This is a genomic window from Tenacibaculum pelagium, from assembly GCF_014062345.1.
In the GTDB taxonomy this organism is placed as follows: domain Bacteria; phylum Bacteroidota; class Bacteroidia; order Flavobacteriales; family Flavobacteriaceae; genus Polaribacter; species Polaribacter pelagius.
Genome location: NZ_JACGLS010000004.1, coordinates 1 through 20,944, shown reverse-complemented (window position 1 = coordinate 20,944; position 20,944 = coordinate 1). Strand labels below are relative to the sequence as shown.

Here is a 20,944-nt window from a genome sequence, read left to right as displayed (position 1 = left end):
ATAACGGTTTTTTTATTTTTTAGATTTAAAATGTAAGTAATTGAAAATTACTTGTTTTTTTTTATTAAAAGCTATTTATTTGCATTTCAATAAATTGCTAAGTTGAAAACAAAAAAAATAATATTATTAATAATATTATTATTCCCTTCAATAGTTTTCTCCCAGAATTTAGATAAAATCGGAAATGCTGATTTGTTTAAATTGACAGGCGGTGTTGCAGCTAATGCAATATATTATAATGGGGATTCTAATAGAGATCCATTTACTTATATCCTATCAGGTAATGTGAATGTAAATATTAGTGATATATACAATATTCCTTTTTCGTTTTCTTATTCGAATGCAAAATTTCAAAAAAATAATCCTTTTTCATTTAACAGGTTAAGTTTGCATCCTAGTTATAAATGGGTAACAGCACATATTGGAGATGTAAACATGACATTTTCTCCTTATACTTTAAGTGGGCATCAGTTTACAGGAATTGGGTTTGATTTATCCCCTGGTGATAAATTTAAGGTAAGTGTAATGTATGGTAGGCTTTTAAAGGAACGAGAGTATCAAGTTGATAATCTTAATGGAGTTGCTAATTATAAAAGGAATGGATACGGAATAAAAACCTCCTATAAATTAGAAAAAGGAACTATAGGTGCTATTTTTTTTAAAGCAAAGGATGAAAAAACTTCTTTAAAAAATGAAATACCAATAGAAAAAGATATTCAACCTAAAGAAAATGCGGTAATAAGTGTTGACGGAAATTATAAGTTAACAAATGAATTAAGTGTAAAAGCCGAATTAGCCGTTTCTGCTTTAACAGAAGATGTTAGAGCTGGTAAAGAAAATAGTGGTTTTTTAGATTTTTTATTAAACACAAACGTAAGTACGCAGTATTATAAAGCGTATAACTTTAATATAGATTACCAATTTGGAAAAGGGCTTATAGGGTTAGGCTACGAACGTATAGATCCTAATTACAAAACATTAGGAGGTTATTATTTTAACAACGATTTAGAAAATATAACAGTTAATGCTTCTCAAAGAATATTTAAAGAAAAATTAGGAATAACCGTTAATGCAGGTTTGCAAAAAGATGATTTAGATGGAGCAAAAACTAGCCAATTAAGAAGATTGGTTTTTTCTTTAAACGCTAATTATAATGCATCAGAGAAACTAAATGTTACAGCAGGATATTCTAGCTTCCAGTCATTTACAAATATTAAAAATCAGTTTGATTATATAAACGAAGTTTCTCAAATAGAAAATGAATTAGATAAAGCGAACATATCTCAAATATCTCAAAATTCTAATTTAAACGTAAATTATGTTTTAACAAATTCAGAACAAAAAAGAGAAAATATAAATGTGGGATTCACATTTCAAAACGCAGTAAATGAAATAGATAATAAAGCAGCAGAAAAAGATGAGTCTAGTTTTTACAATGGGAATGTTGTGTACACAATAGCGTATCCAAATGATAATTTAACACTATCTGGAGCTTTAAATGGAAGTTATAGTAAGCTTCCTCAAAATAAAGGAATTATTGCAGGACCTACAGTTTCTGCAAGTAAAGCATATCTTAATAAAAAATTAAAATTAACATCAGCAGTTAGTTATAATCAAAGTATTAATAACGGAACCAAACAAGGGGAAATTATAAATTTAAGATTGGGAGCTCGTTATGTATATAAAAAGCGACATAATTTTAATTTAAACGTATTAAATCAATATAGAAAATCGCTCTCAAAGTCACGAAAAGATTTAACAATAACCTTTGGTTATAATTATGCTTTTGGCAGCTTTAGTTCTAAAGATATTCGATTCAAGAAAAAAACTAAGAAAAAGAAAGTTAAAAATAAAAAAGAGAATTTTATAAAGTTTACCTATAAAGATTCTATATACGAAGGTACTATACCAATGATTGATTTTAAGTTAAAAAAACTTAGTGAATCAACTTTGTTTAAAGACATGCCAAATTACAAGAAGCAAAAATTAGATGATTATAGAAAGGAGATTGCTAAAGAGGAAAATAAGAGAGCATATAAGATAAAAGCGATTCAGTATTTGAAGGACTTACATGATATAAAAAACTATGAGAAAAAATACAATGAATTGTTATTTTCAGTAATTCAAGATTTATCAAAAGATATCAATAGGTTATCGCTAGACTATGCTATAGAGATAGATTATACCAAGGTAAATAAAGAAGTAGTGAAACATGAACTATGGAATAAAACGCCTCAAGATATAAAAACTTACCCTAAAGAATTACAAGAGGAATATGCTGTTTTAGAAAAAGAACAGAAAGGTGCATTAACAAAGTTAGTTACCCACCGTTGGATGAAATCTGTAATTACAAAGTATACCACATTTAATACGATAGTAAAAAGAGACGCTTACTTAAAGGGCTTTTTTAATCAAGAAGGAGGAAGTGTGTTTAAAATGATTGATAATAAGGAAGATAAATTAAAAATAAAATTATATTTGTTAAAAAAAGTAATAGACTTTTATGCCAAAAAATCGAAAGATGCTATTAATTTCGATGACTATGAACTAAAGTATATCTACAAAAACTAACCCTTCGCTATGAGAAAAAAATTACTTATTTTTTTACTTTTTATCTGCTCGTTCTCAACATTTGGGCAACAATACCCTGTACAATTATTAACAAATGTGCAAGCACCAGCACCAGTTAATTTTTATAATTATGCAGATGAATCAAGCTTAAATAGCCCAATAACCGTTCAAATATTTTTAAATGATTTAACGGTTTCAAATAGACAAATAAAATTAAAAACCTATTTCGAAGGTGGTAATATTCAATTTCAAAGTAAAGATTTTGTATTAGGAGCCGAAGAGTTGTTTATAGATGGTGGAATTCCGTTAATATTAAGAAATACTGAGTTAGCACCTTACTATAAATATGAAAACATACAAGGAATAGGGGTTGCTACTTATGGGCAATCTATACCCGAAGGAAGTTATGATTTTTGTTTTGAAGTATTCGACTATTTATCAGGGAGCAAGTTATCTGCAAAGAAATGTACAAAGGTTTTTATATTTAAAAATGAACCACCAATATTAAACCTACCTTTTAACGGAACCAATATAGCCCCAAAAGATTTTGAAAATATTGTTTTTCAATGGACACCAAGGCATCTTAACGTTAGTAATGTAGAATATGAGTTAAGCATTGTAGAAATATGGGATAACAGTATTACACCACAAACAGCATTTTTATCACAAGCACCTATTTATCAAGAAACAACAAGAGCAACAAGTATTTTATATGGACCCGATAAGCCTCAGTTGTTAGCAGATAAACGTTACGCATGGCGAATACAAGCAAAAGCATTACAAGGGCTTGAAGAAATAGGCTTGTTTAAAAACGAAGGATATAGCGAAGTATTTTGGTTTTCAAGAACCTCACCATGTCAAGTACCAGAAAACATATCAGGCGAGCCGAAAGGACTTTCAAAAATTAATGTGTATTGGAACGAAGATCCAACAGTGTACTCCGATTATATTATTGCTTATAGAGAAGCTGATAAACCCGATGCACATTGGTTTACCAAGAAAACAAACAGTGCTTGGGCAACTATATGGAATTTAAAACCAGGTACTACCTATGAATATAAAGTAAAAGGAAAATGTACTTACCAGTATAGCGAATATTCCGAAGTACAATATGTTACTACCGAGATTGTAAAAAATGAAGATGCCAATTACCAATGTGGTATTGTACCCGACGAAATAGCGATTACCAATAGAGAACCACATCCAGGATTAGCAATTGGAAGCCAAATAACTGCAGGAGATTTTAAAGTTGTAATTACCGACATAACAAGTCAATCACCAGGAGCTTTATCTGGTAAAGGCTATGTAAGCATACCTTATCTAAATTTTGCCAAATTTGCTGTTAATTTTAGTAACATTTTAGTAAATACCGACAATCGATTAGCCCAAGGAGAAATCGTAACCGTGTACGACTCTAAATTTGGTGAAGGCGCCTCTATGACGGTAGATGTAAATGTTAATATTTCAGAGGGAATTAATGGAGATAAAGGAGATACAAAGGAAATAACAGTAGATTTTGTCGTAGATAGTGTAACAATTGATGCAAATGGAGCTATCGTAGTAACGGGAACAAACGCAGAAGGAGAAGCGGACTCAGCAGTTATTCCAGGAGATAAAGACACGAAAATCATAAGCTCAAATGGAGATGTATGGTCGATAGGAGAAGATGGTAAAATAACAAAAGAAGAAGGAGCAGAAGGAGGAGCCGTGGTAGCAGGTACCACAAATGGGGTTGATAGTAATGGAGAAGTTAACCAAGTAACTGCCGATGGTGTTTTGGTAACTTTTGAAGATTCAGGTTATTATAGTTATGATGCCTTGCCTAAAAATACATCTTCTGAATTAGAAGCAGAGTATAGGGTTATAGAAACCAAAAACGGAAACAAATATGAAATTCCGTACAAGGCAATTTCAGATAATAATGGCGAAGATTTTATTTATGCCAACGTCGAAATAACGGATAGCTCTATAGTTAAAGACAGCATTATCTTTAAAACCAAAGAAGGAGCTAAGGTAGATGTATTATCATGGAATGGTAACAAAGCAAAACTAAAATTAGTTAGAAAGCTTGATTACGCTCATGAAGAAATTTATGCAACAATAAAAAATAAAGAAGGTAAATACGATGTTGCGGGTACTTTAATAACTACGCATTTAGCGTCGCAAGAATTAGAGGCTATTAATGTAGTGTTAGTACCAGTTGGTGTTGATATAGATAGCGATTTAATAACCAAGACCAAAGAAATTTATGCAAAGGCAGGAGTTCGATTAAATATACAAACTCTTGAAGAGGTAGATAAAAATGAAAAAAAGAAAAAATTACACCCTGATGAGATATATGGATGGGATAAAGATAATAATGGTAGTTTAGAGGTAGGTGATAGTAAAATACTATCTAATTATACGAACGAAGAAAAAGCTTTTAATGGTTATATTAAAAACCAAAACTATTATAACAAAAAAGCCTACTATATTTTTGTAACTAATATACCAACTACAAAAAGTGAGGTAGATGGCTTTATGCCACTAAAAAGACAATTTGGTTTTGTGTTTACAGCACAGGCAAATACTGTTACAAAACAAGCTAGAACTTTAGCACATGAGTTAGGGCACGGTATTTTTGGGTTAAAACATACTTGGGACGAATATAATTTCTCTCAAAGAGCTACTAACTTCTTAATGGACTATGGTACCGGTACCGTACTAAACCATTTAGATTGGAAAAAACTCCACGCGCCAGGTATTCAGTTATACTGGTTTCAAGGTGATGAGGATGGAGAAAGTGGCTCTGCTTCGTATGATTTTGTAGCAGAAGATATAACAAATGATTTACTTGTTGAAGATAAACTTAGTATAGATATATTACCTTCAACTAATAACAATTTGAAGGTTTTTGATTACGAAGGTATATTATCTTCTAATTTTGAAAGTTATGTTAATAATTATCTTATTTCAGGAAAATACACGGTTAGAGTTATAACTTATGGTTCACAAAAAGAAGTAGAAAAAGCATTAGAGGATGATGATGATGAAACTAGGCCTAAGCCAAATGAAATAGTTTTATTAATAAAAAAAGGAACTTCCAAATCATTTGTACAAGTATTACTAGGAACGAATGTTTTAAAAGAGTTAAGTGAAAAATCAGTAAGTAAAGAAGATTTAATTACTTTAATTAAGAATGAAAGTACTGTAGATTTAAAGAATTCGTTATTAAATAAACAGATTAAGCAAAATATATTTGGGTATTATTTAGCAGAGCATTCTAAAGAGTATGATGGGAGTGTTAAAGCATTTATATTAATAACCTTGCTAGATACAGTTATTTCAGGCATTGAAGATTTTGAATTAGCTGACAATATTTGGGATCCTTCTAAAAGTAATTATTCCCCAATAATAAAAAGCGATAAGCTTCAAAATGCATATGTATGTGGTTTGTATAATGGACTAATTCAAGAAGCGAAGGCTATACCTGAACTGGCAAAACTATTAATTAAAATAAGCTCTTCTGAAAAAAACAGAAAACAGTTTGGTTCAGAAATAGATAAATTAATAGAAAAAGGGATATTAAACTCAATTTTAGAAGGGTTAAAGAAAAAGTATGCAGGTAAATCTCCCTATTATTTGAGTTATGAGTCAGGGAAAACTACAGTTGCGGTAGGAACCATGTTTGTTTCTTTTGGTTCTGTGACGAAAGCAGGTAAATTAACTAGTTTAGTAAAGATTGTAAACCCGTTAAAAGGAGCCATTGATTTTTTAAATAAAGTAACTAAAGCAGGTTTAGTTGTTTATAAGAAATCTAAAAATGTTTTTTTACTTAAAGTAACTTTAGAATCTAGTATTGTATTAGCAAAATTAGATGTTGATAATATATTAAAAGAAATTAAATGGTTAAATGAAGGAGAAATAATTAGCTATTTAGATGATGTTAAATATTTAGATGATTCAGGTAACATTGTTGAAGCACAATTTGCTTATGTAAAAAAGAATAACGGAGAGGTTGGTTTGAAAGTGACTAACGCAGGGAGCGAGTTAATTAATAAATTAAAAGGTAAACTTAAACTAGGTGATAAATGGGATGATTTTGTGGCTGACTTTAAAGATAATACTAACGCACTTAGAAGGTTTAATAAGAATCCAAAATTAACCAAAGTATGGAAAATGTTATTTACTACTACACGAAGAAATGACCTTAAATGGTTAGATCAAATGAGTGATTGGTTAGATTTAGGAGTTAAATCTAAAGTAATTGATAATGTTATTCATTTTACAGCACCTAATGGATTTAAATTTGCTAAAATAAAAGGAAATAAATTATACTATAACTATGATGGATTTGGAGGTGATATATTGGTTAGTTCAGATAAGGTAACGACTGTTTTAGGTAAATTTTTTGACCCCCCTAAATTTGGAACATCAGTATATTTAGATAAATCTAAAACAGGTTTAGAAAATGGTATAATTAGTAGAGTAGTTAATAAACGTCCTCCGAATAATTCTATTGCGTTTTTAGATTTACCAGAAGATCAATACAATTCTTTATTAAATGGACATATAAAAGATAATATACTTTCAAGTCCTTTATTTAAAGGAGATCAATCAAAATTAGATTTAATTGATGGTTTAGATCCTTGGAGTAATCAAGTTAAAGATATAATTAGCAATCAAATATTACCAAACGCTTCTACGGATGAAGCTTTATCTATTTTGAAAAAAGGAATTGATGATGGTAATAAGGTATTTTGGAATACTTATAATAAAACTTTCTTAGAAAAAGCATTTAAGCGAGGTGATGATGTTAGATTAGTTTCTGATCCTGATTTTTATAAGGCGGCAACTGATGAAATAGGGGGTTCCTATAAAAAAGAATTAATTGAAATTGATAGATTAAAAGATTTATATGGATATAAATATAATTCTGTTTCTAAAACTTTTATAAAAAAATAATTAATGAATACAGTTAGGTCTAAATTATGGTTTGATGAGGTTAATAGGTTATTAAAGGTTTACAACATTCTAATAACCCGTTTTGGTTTTAACCTTATATCATGTAGCTCAAGGGAAATAAAATTTAATAATGGTATCTATGATCTTTATTTTATGTATTCCTATGATCGACATCAAATAGATAGAAAAATGTTGATGACATTAATATCATTTGGAGATGGAGAGAGAGAAAAGACAATAATTGAAGTCCTAAAACGATTTTATCCTGAAATTGATGTTTATAAAGAAATAGCACAGCTTAATTCGGAAACGAATGATCAAGATGTTACCTATTTAAAATTACTAGAGAAGTATATATATATACTATTAGAATCTGAAAAAGTTTTTACGTCATGCTAGAGTAAACATATTATAAAAAAATAATGAAGTATTTTGATTTAATTTATGATGAGTGTTTGAGAATAAATAAAATTCTTGATTCAAGATATAAATCTTTTTCCTTTTTAGAATCTTCTTTATATAAAATAATTTATGAAAATGAAGACCACATGTTAATTTTTGGATATTACCCTGAGCGATATGAATATGGTAAATCAATGTTTTTAAAAGGATTGATGATTCAGACAGCTAATATGAATGTAGAATCTTCTTTAGTTCAGATAGTGTCTTTTTTTAAAAATGATTGTAAATTTTTCGAAGAAGACAAAAAAAAATATTCTTTAGACGAATTACTTAACTATTACGATTTTTACAGATTACATTATAAAAATTATCCTGATTGGGAATTTAAATATCAAAAATATTTAAAAGAAAAATATCCTTGGTGAAAATAAAATTATACAAAAGAACTTTTTTTGTATAAACTCCCCCCGCTAGTGCGAGCATCCTGCTCGTGACAGCAAGAACAAGAAGAAATAAAAGTTAATAAAACAGAAAATAAAATAATGAAAACAATAGTAAGCATAGTAGTAAGTATCTTTTTAGTAATTTTAGTAAGTTCTTGTAGTAGTGATACACCAAACTCAAAAGAATTTAGGTATTTAGGCTTTGAAAAAGAGGTGCTATTACCAGCAGTAAATGAAAGAGAGTTTTCTTTTTATGCCTTAAGTTTCGACACCAATAAAAATAATTGGGAGCTTACTTTAAATGATGGAAGAAAAGATATACCTGTAACATTAAACAGAATAGAAGACACGCCTTATGGCTGGGAATCAGTAGAGGAGTATATGCAAAAAATACATTGTAAGATACCAGCTTTTGGTACAGGGAATTATACTTTAATCGTAAAAAATAAAATTACTGGTCAAGTGCAAAGTGATGTTTTTTTAGTTAGAGACAATACTTTTAATGAGGTGAAGTCAGCAGGAGAAGCATCTTATAGTTTAGAAAGAAAAAAGAATTATTTGTATTACCAAAACACCACAAATACAATACTAAGCAATATAAACACTAATAGTATAGAAAAAGTAGTGTTAGAAAATACAACTACGCTTAACTCTATTATAGTAGCGCATGAAGTTAATAATGAAAAATTACATTTTACAATTCCTAAAGCAACACCAGTAGGACTATATTATTTGGCAGTATATTATAAAAGTGGACTTAATTCATATTTCGAAAAAGAGTTAATAATATTAGATGAGCAAAAGCCAGTAATAACAAGCCTAAATAAATCAACCTTTACACCTGGAGAAAGTTTACAATTAAAAGGAAGTAACTTTAGGTACACTATAAACGAAGACTTTATACCAACAAAAGGTCTCGCTAGAATTAAAACAAAAACGGTTTTAGTTTTTAATAACGGAAAAGACGAGCAGGCAATGAGTTTGGGTAGATACGAAGAAGATGAGATGTATAATAATATAAATAGCACCTTTACCGAATTAACATTTGAAATACCTGGAAAAGAGAGTTTTTATATTTATTCAGATGTTGATAAAACTTATTTAGAAGGAGAAGTATATTTAAAAAACGGACCTTATAAATCAGATTCGTTTACACTAAGAATAAACTTTTAAAAATAAAGAAGCTAAAAAAAAGAAAAAGAAGTCAAACCCTTCAGTATGAATAAAAAATTAACCCTAAGTTTTTTAATACTTATATGTATAAGTATCAACCTTTTTGCGAATACTAATTTTAATGAAAGAGATAAAGACAGTATAGCAACAAAGGCAGTACCGGTAAAGCCAGCTAAAATAACAAGTGCAAAAACCTTTCGTAGTTTTTCATCTTTAGAAAAGTTCGATAAAATAGAAAGGCCTGTTATACAACAACGTTTTACCGATCAAGGGTTTCAATTTAATACTGCCGATTCTACCACAAATAAAAAATGGTTAGATAAAGCAACGAACACCTTCAAAAAAATTGAAGAGTTAGATAATTATATTGATGTTTTAACAAAAGATGGTTTAGCACAATTACCAGTAGCCATTAAACCTGTTAGTATAAGTAATGTAAAGTACACTGTAGGTATTGCCAAAGCTGTTTTTAAACCTGCTTTTACTGAGTTAACGGTTTTTTTAAAAGTTGAATTACCTAGTACAAATGATAAAAGAGGCGATCAAGTATTAATTTTAGGAGCGTCTGATGTAAAACTATCACATACAGGGGGTATTATAGGTGATGCTAAACTAAACTTAATATCACAATTTACAGTTAATTTTAATGAAGGTTCTGTATTACTAACCTTAAAAGGAAGTTTCGAAAAACCAGGTACGTATGCTTTAATAGATTGTTCTGGGTTTAAAGAAATGGGGATTGATGCAAACATAAAATTTGCAGATGGTTTATTACACCCAGTAGATAAAAAAGGAAAGAAAAAAATAGGTTATGTAGAAGCCGATTTTAAAACTACCATTGCCGATTGGAATGATATGGTAGTAAATATATCATTACCAGAATTTGGTATTAAAGGGCTTGAAGGAACTACCTTTAAATTAAACACCGCTGTTTTTGATTTTAGTGATTTACGAAACGACCCAGCAACGCCAGCATCTTATATCAATAAATATTACAACGGAACTCCTAATTTATGGCGAGGAGTATATGTAAAATCATTACAAGTAGTACTACCACCGGAATTTAAAATTAAAGGTAAAAGCGATAAAAGAGTTGCTTTTGGGGCTAGTGATTTAATAATTGATGGGCAAGGTGTAACAGGAAAATTTATAGGAAAAAATGTAATAGGTCTTAAAGAAGGAGATGCTTCTGGATGGGATTTTTCATTAGATTATTTTCTGTTAGATATAGAAACCAATAACCTTAAAGCTGGAGAATTTAAAGGAAAATTAGTATTGCCAGTTTCGCAATTAGATAGTTTAAAATATCATGCAGTATTTCAACCAGGAGAATATAAATTAAAGGTTGAAACAGAAAAAGATATTGAGTTCAACGTTTGGAAAGCCGATGTACATTTAACCAAAGATTCTTATGTAGAAATGAAAGTTAAAGATGGTAAGTTTAGGCCCAAAGCAAATTTAAACGGTTCTTTAACAATAGCAGCAGGTTTAGGAAATAACAATAGCACACAAACAACTACAAATAAGAAAAAAAGCACCATTAATTTTAAAGGAATTAAATTCCAAAAAATGGTATTGCAAACTGAGTCTCCTTCGTTTACAGTAGACTATTTTGGTTTAGAAGGAAGATTAGCTTTAGCAGGATTTCCGTTAGCAATTAATGAAATAGGGTTAAAAACACCCTCAGATAATAGAGCCGAATTACTCTTCGATTTAGAGGTAAACTTAATGGGGTCTAGCGATGGAGGTAATGGAGGATCAACCAAGTTAGCTATAAAAGGACTTAAAGAAGAAGGTAAATGGAAATTTGATGGCGTAAAATTAGAAAGACTACATATAAAAATGGATGTTGCTGGTACGCAATTGCAAGGAGCCATTTTTATATTTGATGATGATCCCACCTATGGTACTGGTTTTGCAGGAGCAGTAGGAGCAAAATTTTCAAAAGGCTTAAAATTAGAAGTACAAGCAAAGGCGCTATTTGGTAGAACAAAAGAATTTAGATACTGGTTTGCCGATGCGCAGGTAAAAATACCTAACGGAATACCTGTGTTTACAGGTTTTGCATTAAATTCTTTCGGAGGAGGAATTTATAGTAGAATGAAAATGGATGGAGTAAGTAAGAAAAACGATGCTGCATTTCAGGAAATAGGAGCCTCTACTTCAGGTATAGTTTATGTACCGTATAAAGACAATGCTTTAGGTATGAAAGCCTCGGTAGGTATTACCACACAAAACTCTGAAGATTTATTTCATGCTACTGTAGAATTTGGAATGGCATTTAGAAGATCGGGAGGTTTACAAGAAATTTATTTTAAAGGATTTGGAGAGTTATTATCTCCTCTTCCATCAGATTATTATGATGTGTTAGAAGATAATTTAAGTGCTGTTTCTGATGAAGGTGTTGCGATACAAAACAAACAAACTTCGGCAGCTATAGCGGTAGATGTTTTTATTGGTTTTGATTTTGTGAATGATATTTTTCAAGCAACATCAGAAGTATATATAAATTTCGGAGTCGTAAAAGGAGTTGGACCTTCTGGTAGAGCAGGATGGTTAGATTTTTATGTGTCTCCTGATGAATGGCATTTATTAATAGGTACACCACAAGACAGGGTTGGAGTAGAGATAGATTTGGCAATTTTAAAAGTTAAAATGGATAGTTATTTTATGACAGGAGATAACTTACCAGGAAGTCCACCACCACCATCAATAGTTGCAGATATTTTAGGAGTTGATGTTTCAGACTTAGACTATATGCGTGATTTAAATATGTTAGAATCTGGTTATGGTTTAGCTTTTGGGGCAAGTTTAAGCGTAACCACAGGAGACTTAACTTTTTTAATATTTTACGCCCGTTTTGATGCAGGTGTAGGTTTTGATATTATGTTAAAAGATTATGGCGACGCTCATTGTAAAGGCTCATCAGAACCTATAGGTATGAATGGTTGGTATGCAAATGGTCAAGCATATGCCTATTTACAAGGAGAACTAGGGTTAACATTTAGGCTTTTTGGTTCTAAAACGAAAATACCAATTATTAGTGGAGGAGGCGCAGTATTATTACAAGCACGTTTACCAAATCCAGCTTGGTTTAGAGGTTATTTAGGAGGTAGATACAATTTATTAGGAGGCTTAATTAAAGGAAGATTTAGATTTAAAGTTGAGTTAGGTGATAAATGTGAAGTAGTAGGAGGAAGTCCGTTAGAAGGTATTGTTGTTATAGGAGATTTAAAACCTAAAGATGCTAGTACAGAGGTAGATGTATTTGCTGCGCCTAAAGCTGTATTTAATCTTCAAATTAATAAGATTTTTGAATTACCAGACGAAACAGGTGATAGAAAGTATAAAATCTTATTAGATGAGTTTTCTGTTAAAAATAATGGAGCTCCTATTGTAGGTGAAGTTAAATGGAATGATAAAAATGATGTAGCTGTATTTTATTCTCATGAAATTTTACCACCAAACGCGCAGCTTAAAGCATATGTCCAACTTCATTTTGAAGAATTTAAGAATGGCAAATGGGAAAAGATAAAAGACGATGGTAAGGTAGCAACCGAAACTAAAGAAGTAAGTTTTGCAACTGGAGAGGCACCAAAAACAATCCCTTTAAATAATATAGCATATATGTATCCTGTTTTAGGGCAACAAAATTTATTTATTGAAGAATATGGTACAGCTTATATTAACTTAAAAAGAGGGCAAAGTTACTTGTTTGATGCTGTACCAGATTGGGATAAAACAATGGTAATGTCCTCAGGTAGTGAAACACAGATAAAATCATACACATATAGTTCAGCAAAAAAACAAATAGTGTATAGTTTACCCAAGAGCATGACTAAAGAAACAGTATACAATGTAGATATTAAATTGGTTTCTGAAGGAAATAGCGATTTAAACGATAATGTGTCTGAAAGCTATAATGCAAAAGATATTGGAGGCGACGATACTGAAAACACTGCTGAGGTAAAATCGAAAACAGCAGATGAAGCGGCAACCAAAGATGGAGAAAGAAAACTACTAGCCTATGATTTTAGAACTAGTGAGTATGATACTTTTGAAGATAAGATGGACGATATGAATAAAAATAATGATTTGTATGACCATGTTGATTACCCCTACGGATTAACGTTACTAGCGAAGATAGATCATCAAGAACCATTTGATTTACTAGAGTTAAGAGGTAATGAATTTTCAGGAAATGCTCCTTTAGTTGAAGTAAGAGCTATTTTAGAAGATTCGTATTACAAAAAACAAATTTATCCATTATTATATCAAAATTATCCTTTAGCGGGAGAGTTAGAAGTGAACAGAGAAACTGATAAGGTAGGAATTCCACCAGTAGAAGGGGTAGAACCTATGACTTGGTATTTAACGTATTTAGAAGAAGGATACACTGGTGAAACCAGTTTATATAATCCATATAGATATAACTTAACCTACTACTATTTACAAGATTATGAAGACCTAAGTTACCAATTAGTAAATTCAACGATTAATTGGCAAGAGAATCCAACTTTTTCAAAACTGGTAACAGAAGCTTTCCCATATATGAGAAAAGGTAGATATAAAACAAAATTTAAATATGTTTTACCAGGTCAGGTAAAACAAGGAAGAGACAATGTTGTAAAATATATAAACCCAATAAATGAATAACAGTATGAAAACATACGTACAAACATTAATTATATTTTTTGGATTTATTTTAAATGTATATGCTCAAAAAGAAATAGGAAATGAAACACCAGAGGTAAAAGTTATAGCCCATCCTACAAAAAAGACAATTATGTTACGCTGGGGAGTTACGACACCATCAGCTTGGAAACACGCCAATAAAGAAGGATATATTATTGAAAGAAAAACAATTGTTGTAAATAAACAAGTTTTAAAAATACCTATAGTAAAACGACTCAATACAACTCCAATAAAGCCTAAACCTATGATGGAGTGGAAAGAGTTTACAGAGAAGAATAATTATGCTGCAATTGCAGCACAGGCATTGTACGGGGAGCAGTTTGACGTAGAAATGAATGAAGGAGGCAATGGCATTATGAGTATTTTAAATCAAGCACAAGCTGTAGAACAACGATTTTCTTTTGCATTGTATGCTGCAGATCAAAATTTTGAAGTAGCTAAGTATTCAGGGTTGGCTTATGTTGATAATGATGTTAAAGAAGGTGAACGTTATTTATACACGATTAAAGTAGTAAACACTACCCAAAAGAAGAAAATAAAGCATGGGGGTGTATATTTAGGTTTAGGCGACTTTAAACCATTACCAAAACCCCAAGAATTTGTAGGTGTTTTTAAGGATAAAACAGCAATGTTAAGTTGGAATTTTTCTTTACTTAAAAAATATTATAACAATTATATTGTTGAAAGATCAGAAGATAATGGTATTAATTTTAAATCATTAACAGCAACACCTATAACTAATTTAGGAGAGAGAGAAAGGAATCCATCAAATAGAATGATGTATGTAGATAGTTTATTTCAAAATAATAAAGTATACAAATATCGAATAAAGGGAATTTCTCCTTTTGGTATAGAAGGACCTTATTCAAACATTGTTTCTGGTAAAGGAATTACACCATTAAAATCAGTAGCTTATATAACTGATATAAAATTTTTAGATGACGGATCAGCTACAATTAATTGGGAATTTCCGAAAGAAAGCGTAAATGAATTAAGATCGTTTAATTTATTACGATCTGATACCCCAAAAGGAGTATATGAAGTAGTAGCTTCAGAAATAGCAAAAAATGCAAGAGCTTATAAACTATCTAATCTAACTCCGATAAATTATTATAAAATAGTTTCAGTAGGGCATGATGGAGGTAAACGTGAATCTTTTCCTAAAATGGTGCAACCAGATGATAGCACCCCACCAGCAGTTCCTGTAGAATTGAATGGTAAAATAGATTCTTTAGGTGTAGTTAGGTTAGCTTGGAAATTGAACACAGAAAAAGATTTTTTAGGATATCGAGTTTTTCGCTCAAACTTTAACGATGATGAGTTTACTCAAATAACATTTAAGCCAACACCTAATAATTATTTTGTTGATACCATAAATATCAAGACTCTAAATAAAAAAATTTATTATAAAGTACAATCTTTTGATAGACGCTATAATCCTTCAGAATTCTCTAAGTCACTAGAGTTAAAAAAGCCAGACATAGTACCACCAACACAACCAATTTTTACTTCTTTTAAGTCAGAAAAAGGGAAAGTAGCGTTAAAATGGGTAACGAGTACAAGTGATGATGCTAAAAGTACAATGTTGTATAGAAAAGAAAAAGGAGTAAGTACTTCTTGGCAATTAATAGCTGATTTACCACTACCTCAAAGTAGTTATGTAGATGATAAAGTAGCTTTTAGCAAAACTTATTTATACACTATTTTAACAATAGATGACTCAGGCTTAGAGTCAGAGCCAATTACCCCTTTAAAAATCACAATTTCTGATGACGTACTAAAACCAGAAATTACAAAACTGAATGGAGAAGTAAACAGGGAAGGAAAATATATAAAACTAAACTGGCTATATAAAGCACCTAATGTAGTAGAATACATATTATATAAAGCAAAAGAAGGAAGCAAACCAACTATGTATAAGGTTTTTAGTATAGGTACAAGTAGTTTTATAGATAAAGACTTAACTATAAATACAAAATACACTTATTTACTTCAGGCTGTTTTTAAGTCTGGAGCAAAATCACCAATAAAAAAAATTGAACTAAATTATTAATGCTATGAAAAGATTATTACTTGTTTTAGGGATACTATTACTCAGTGTAAGTAATATTTATTCACAAGAATACACTGTAGAAGTTAATGGATATATAGGAACTTCGGGGACTACATGTAGAGTTTATAATGGTCTTTATAAAATTGAATTGATTTTTAACGATGGCAGTAAACCTGAAGTGGTATATGAACAGCCTAAAACTGTAAATACAGGTTTCAAATCTAGACCATTTACTTTTACAGGAAAAAAACTAAAATCAGTTAAATTTTATCATGTTAGAAGAAGGTGGTGTGGTGCATTTGGTACAAAATGTTGTGAAAAGTATGGAACAAAAGAAATTAATGTAGAAAATAAATATCCATGCTTTAATCAGAGGTATAGTAAAAAAGAAATATTTCCAAATGCAGATAGTGGTTCAGCTGAAATAAGAATGTATCCATTAACTGAAATAAAATATCCTGATGGTTTTAGATTAGATAAAACAAAAATTGTTTGCGAAACAAGCCCTATTGCAATTGAGGCAGCTTTTAAAGATTACTTGGATCCTGTGAATACATATAAATGGGAATTTCAAGATCCCGTAAATACAGGAAGTAAATATAAAGTAGCATACCAAAACTTATTAGATGCAGCAGAGAATGCATTTAATCAGTATGTTAATTGCACAAATTCATCAGGCGGAGGTGATGTGTTATTAAAAACTCAAAAAAAAAGCATATTAGAAGATGCTAAAGAAGGAATAAATAAGCAACAAAAAGCTGCACCTATAGATGGGAATTGTGATTATTATTTTAATAGGTACATATTAGCAAGAGAAGCTTTAAATAATTATACGGGAGAAAAAACAGATCCTGTGTATTATTGGAGACTTATAAGTAGTAAAAATGGACAGAGTTCAATTGATTTATTACTTTCCGATTTGTATTCGAATGTTGATGATCAAAAAAAAGCTTTAAATAATGAAACAATATTGGTGAGATTAAACCCTGGTTGTGATGGTGATAAAGATGCTTCTAACCCGGTAAAAATTCAATTTTTACCTGAACCTCCAAAAATGGCTAAAGAACCAAATTTTAATCCACCAAAATGTTCGTATGATGTAATAGAAGGGTTTACATTATATTTTGAAAGGCAAGTATATGAAAATGAAAAGGTAAATATATCTTTAAAGAAAGAACTTGATGATGGAACTTTTCTGGTTTGGGATACTAATGACTTAATTACAAAATTCACTAAAATAAATGATAATTTATATAAATATACTTGGGTAAAAAAAGGGCCTAACTCCATTATAGATGGAAATTATAAAATTAAAGTAACAGGACATAGAATAAATGAATTTGGAAACTTAGTTCAAAATTGTATACCATTAAACTTTCCTGAAGACTTAAAAAATGGTAAAACATTTTATAGTATTAAAACGCCAGTTCCAATTACTTTTACAGCAGAAGAAGAACATGAAACTTGTTTTGGGGAAAATGATGGAAAGATAAAAATTACTGCAAGTGGTGGTCATGAATTTGTGTTTTCTGACCCAGTAGACCCAGTAGACCCAGTAGACCCAATACTGTTGCCGAAAGTACCAATAGGTCCATTGGATCCCATCGACCCGCTAGATCCTATAGATCCGAAAGACCCTATAGATCCAGGACCAACATATCCAGCACCTACTACTGAGAAAAATAGCTATGAATATAGTTTAGATGATGGCGTTACTTGGAGTACTGATAGTTTTGAAGATTTTATAATTGTTGAAAATTTACCGCCAGGGACATATCATATTAAGGTAAGAGATAAGAATGGATGTACAAGTGATCCTGAAAGTATAGAAGTAGTTATAGTAGCTAAAGAGAAAATAATACATGATGTTTCAATTATAAAACATCCAAGTGCTCCAGGAGAAGCAGATGGACAAATAAAGATTATTTCCGTTAGTGGAGGTACTCGAATTAATGGAGTAAGTTATACTTATGAGGTTTATAATTCTTTTGACCAAATTATAAAAACATCAGAAACTGTTAATGGAGATTCTGGAAAAATAATTCCAGGCTTACCAGCAGGAGCTCACAAAATAGTGTATACTGATGCTAATGGTTGTACTGAAGACTATGTTTTACCAGAACTAATAGATCCACAGCCAATAACTTTTTCTTTAGATAGTACACAACCTGACTGTAATGGAGGTAATAATGGTAAAATAGAGATATCTGAAATAAAAGGAGGATACCCTAATTATACAGTTACTATTAAAGAAAAAAATGGTTCTGTTATTGAGAGTTTCTCTAATGTTACTGAAAACAGTACCATTATTGCGAAAAAAAATATTTCAGCAGGAGACTATGTAGTTACCGTTAAAGATGCTGATGCTCGTTCAATTGCTATATCATTGAATGTAAATGTTGCCGTACGTTCTAAAATAGAAATAACAGAAATTACTGCTACACCTATTACATGTTTTGATGGAAAATCTACAATAACAATTAAAGCTGAAGGAGGAAAATCAGGAGAATACGAATATGGTATATACGATGGTTCTAATATTAAATGGCAAGAGCGTAATGATTTTAAAGTAGTAGCATCTTCATCTAAATATAGATTTGTAGTAAGAGATAAGAATGTTATTTCTGAATGTAGGTCAGAGGAAAAAACAATGGATAATATTATTACTCAACCTAACCCTATCGAATTAATAAGTAAAAACGTTATTCATAACACTGTTTTTGACGGGACTAAAGGAGAAATTTCATTAGATATAGATGGAGGAACTCTTAATGCAGAAAACCCAAAGTATGTTGTTAATTGGACCAAAAAAGGAGAAGCTTTTTCTGAAACAGGAAACCCACTTAAAAATTTAAAAGCAGGGTTTTATACAGCAACAATTATAGATGGCAATGGGTGTATTGTAACAAGTAATAAAATACCTGCGCTGAAAGATATTGAAGTTAAACAGAACCCAAAGCTAGAGATAAAGAGTGATGCAATCAAAATAACTAAAGAAATTACTTGTAATGGAGGAGTTGGTTCTATAGAAGTTAAACCTATAGGTGGTTCAGGAAATTACACTTATCAATGGTCTACCAATGATGGAAGTATTGTTTCTGGGGGAGAGACAGATACGGTAACAGGTACAGCAGGTACATACTCAGTCAAAGTAAATGATGGTTTTATAGATGTAGTAGCAGAAAAAATATTGATAGGTAAATCAAAGTTAAACCTTGAAATTAATAAAACAGATATTACTTGTTTTGGAGCTGAAGATGGTACAATTAAGATAACTGCTAGTGGTGGAGCGGGTGAATATTCTTATTCAATAGACAATGAAACCTCATACCAAAAAGTAAATACCTTAACTAATAATACGATAACAGGTTTAATTAAAGGAGAATACAAAGTTTGGATAAAGGATATAAGTGATTGTAAAATAGATATTCCTATTGAAGTAATAATAGAAGAGCCTACAGAAATTAAAATAAATAACCCTTCTGTTACCTATTGTAGTACAACAGGAGGGAGTGAAGGAAGTATTTCTCTAGAGGCTTCAGGAGGTAAAGGGGTATTAACATATATATGGACAAAAGAAGGAGATGTTGGTTTTACAAGAAGTACTAAAGACATTAACAATCTATATGCAGGAGTATATAAAGTAATTGTAAAAGATGATAATGAGTGTAATTTAACTCAATCTTTTGAGGTTAAGGAGCCAAAACCAATACAAGTAAGTATTAAAATAACAAATAAAATACCTTGTAAAGGAGATGATAAAGGAGAATTGTTAGCAGAAGTTACGGGGGGGTACCCTATAAATTCTACACCAATAGATTTTGATTATAAATGGTATTTTATAGAAAACGGAACGTCAACCTTATTAAATTCAGGAGATTTAAAGAAAAACAAATTATCTAATATTTTTGCAGGAACATACCGAGTTGAAGTTAACGATGCCAAAGGTGCAATGATAAGCACTCAAATTAAATTAGGTGAACCAGATAGTTTAGATATAAGTTTAGTATCTAAACAAGATGTACAATGTTTTAATGGAAATGATGGAGGGGTAGATATAAAAGTTACAGGAGGAACAGAGCCATATGAATATAGTTGGATAAAAATTGGTGATACTTCATTCACAAAAGAAACCGAAGATATTTCTGAGTTAAAAACCGGAAGTTATCAACTAGAAGTAATTGACGCTAATAAGTGTAAGTTAACTTCATCAGTATTTGAAATAGAACAACCTATAGAAGCGATTAGTGTTTTTGATTTTGAAATTGTTGATTTAAAAGGATTCGAAACAGGAGATGGAAGTATTTCTATAACTGTTAAAGGAGGGACACCTGATTATACATACGAATGGAGAGAGAAAGGAAAAACTACAATTATAGGGAGGAATAATAAGGTTGAAGATTTACAAGCTGGAAACTATGAAGTAACTATTAAAGATACTAATAAATGTGATCTTATTAAAGACTATACGTTAACTCAGCCAGAATTACTAGAAGTAATTAGTATAAGTCAGTCTAAAGAAATTTTATGCTACGGAAATAAAGGAGTAACATTAACTCCTGAAGTTGAAGGAGGAGTAGAACCTTATCGTTATGAGTGGAGAAAGAAAGGATCAACGACAATTGAAGGAGTGTTATCTAGTTTAGAAGGTGTAGGGTCAGGA

The 20,944-nt window shown here is 30.6% G+C and carries 7 protein-coding genes and 1 pseudogene; all 8 read left to right on the top strand.

The features are described 5' to 3' along the window. Window positions 1–102: 102 nt before the first annotated feature. Window positions 103–2,571, top strand: coding sequence for a TonB-dependent receptor (locus tag H3Z83_RS09080; RefSeq protein WP_182125173.1), 2,469 nt, complete (start codon window positions 103–105; stop codon window positions 2,569–2,571). A 9-nt stretch (window positions 2,572–2,580) separates the two neighbouring features. Continuing rightward, window positions 2,581–7,515: a fibronectin type III domain-containing protein gene (locus tag H3Z83_RS09075; protein WP_182125172.1), complete on the top strand. Its 4,935-nt coding sequence runs from the start codon at window positions 2,581–2,583 to the stop codon at window positions 7,513–7,515. A gap of 195 nt (window positions 7,516–7,710) precedes the next feature. Continuing rightward, complete coding sequence (locus tag H3Z83_RS09070) at window positions 7,711–7,914, top strand: hypothetical protein (RefSeq protein WP_182125171.1); 204 nt, start codon at window positions 7,711–7,713, stop codon at window positions 7,912–7,914. Between the two features lie 23 nt (window positions 7,915–7,937). Then, complete coding sequence (locus tag H3Z83_RS09065) at window positions 7,938–8,342, top strand: hypothetical protein (RefSeq protein WP_182125170.1); 405 nt, start codon at window positions 7,938–7,940, stop codon at window positions 8,340–8,342. A gap of 117 nt (window positions 8,343–8,459) precedes the next feature. After that, a complete protein-coding gene (locus H3Z83_RS09060; RefSeq protein ID WP_182125169.1) occupies window positions 8,460–9,533 on the top strand; it encodes a hypothetical protein in 1,074 nt (357 codons plus the stop codon). A gap of 45 nt (window positions 9,534–9,578) precedes the next feature. Further along, window positions 9,579–14,189 (top strand): hypothetical protein, encoded by a 4,611-nt coding sequence (locus tag H3Z83_RS09055; RefSeq protein ID WP_182125168.1) that lies wholly within the window; start codon window positions 9,579–9,581, stop codon window positions 14,187–14,189. 4 nt (window positions 14,190–14,193) lie between these two features. Next, the gene (locus tag H3Z83_RS09050) at window positions 14,194–16,281 is read left to right on the top strand and encodes a fibronectin type III domain-containing protein (RefSeq protein WP_182125167.1); all 2,088 of its coding nucleotides are present in this window, start codon (window positions 14,194–14,196) and stop codon (window positions 16,279–16,281) included. A gap of 4 nt (window positions 16,282–16,285) precedes the next feature. Beyond that, window positions 16,286–20,944: pseudogene (locus tag H3Z83_RS12980) on the top strand (hypothetical protein); the annotation flags it as partial.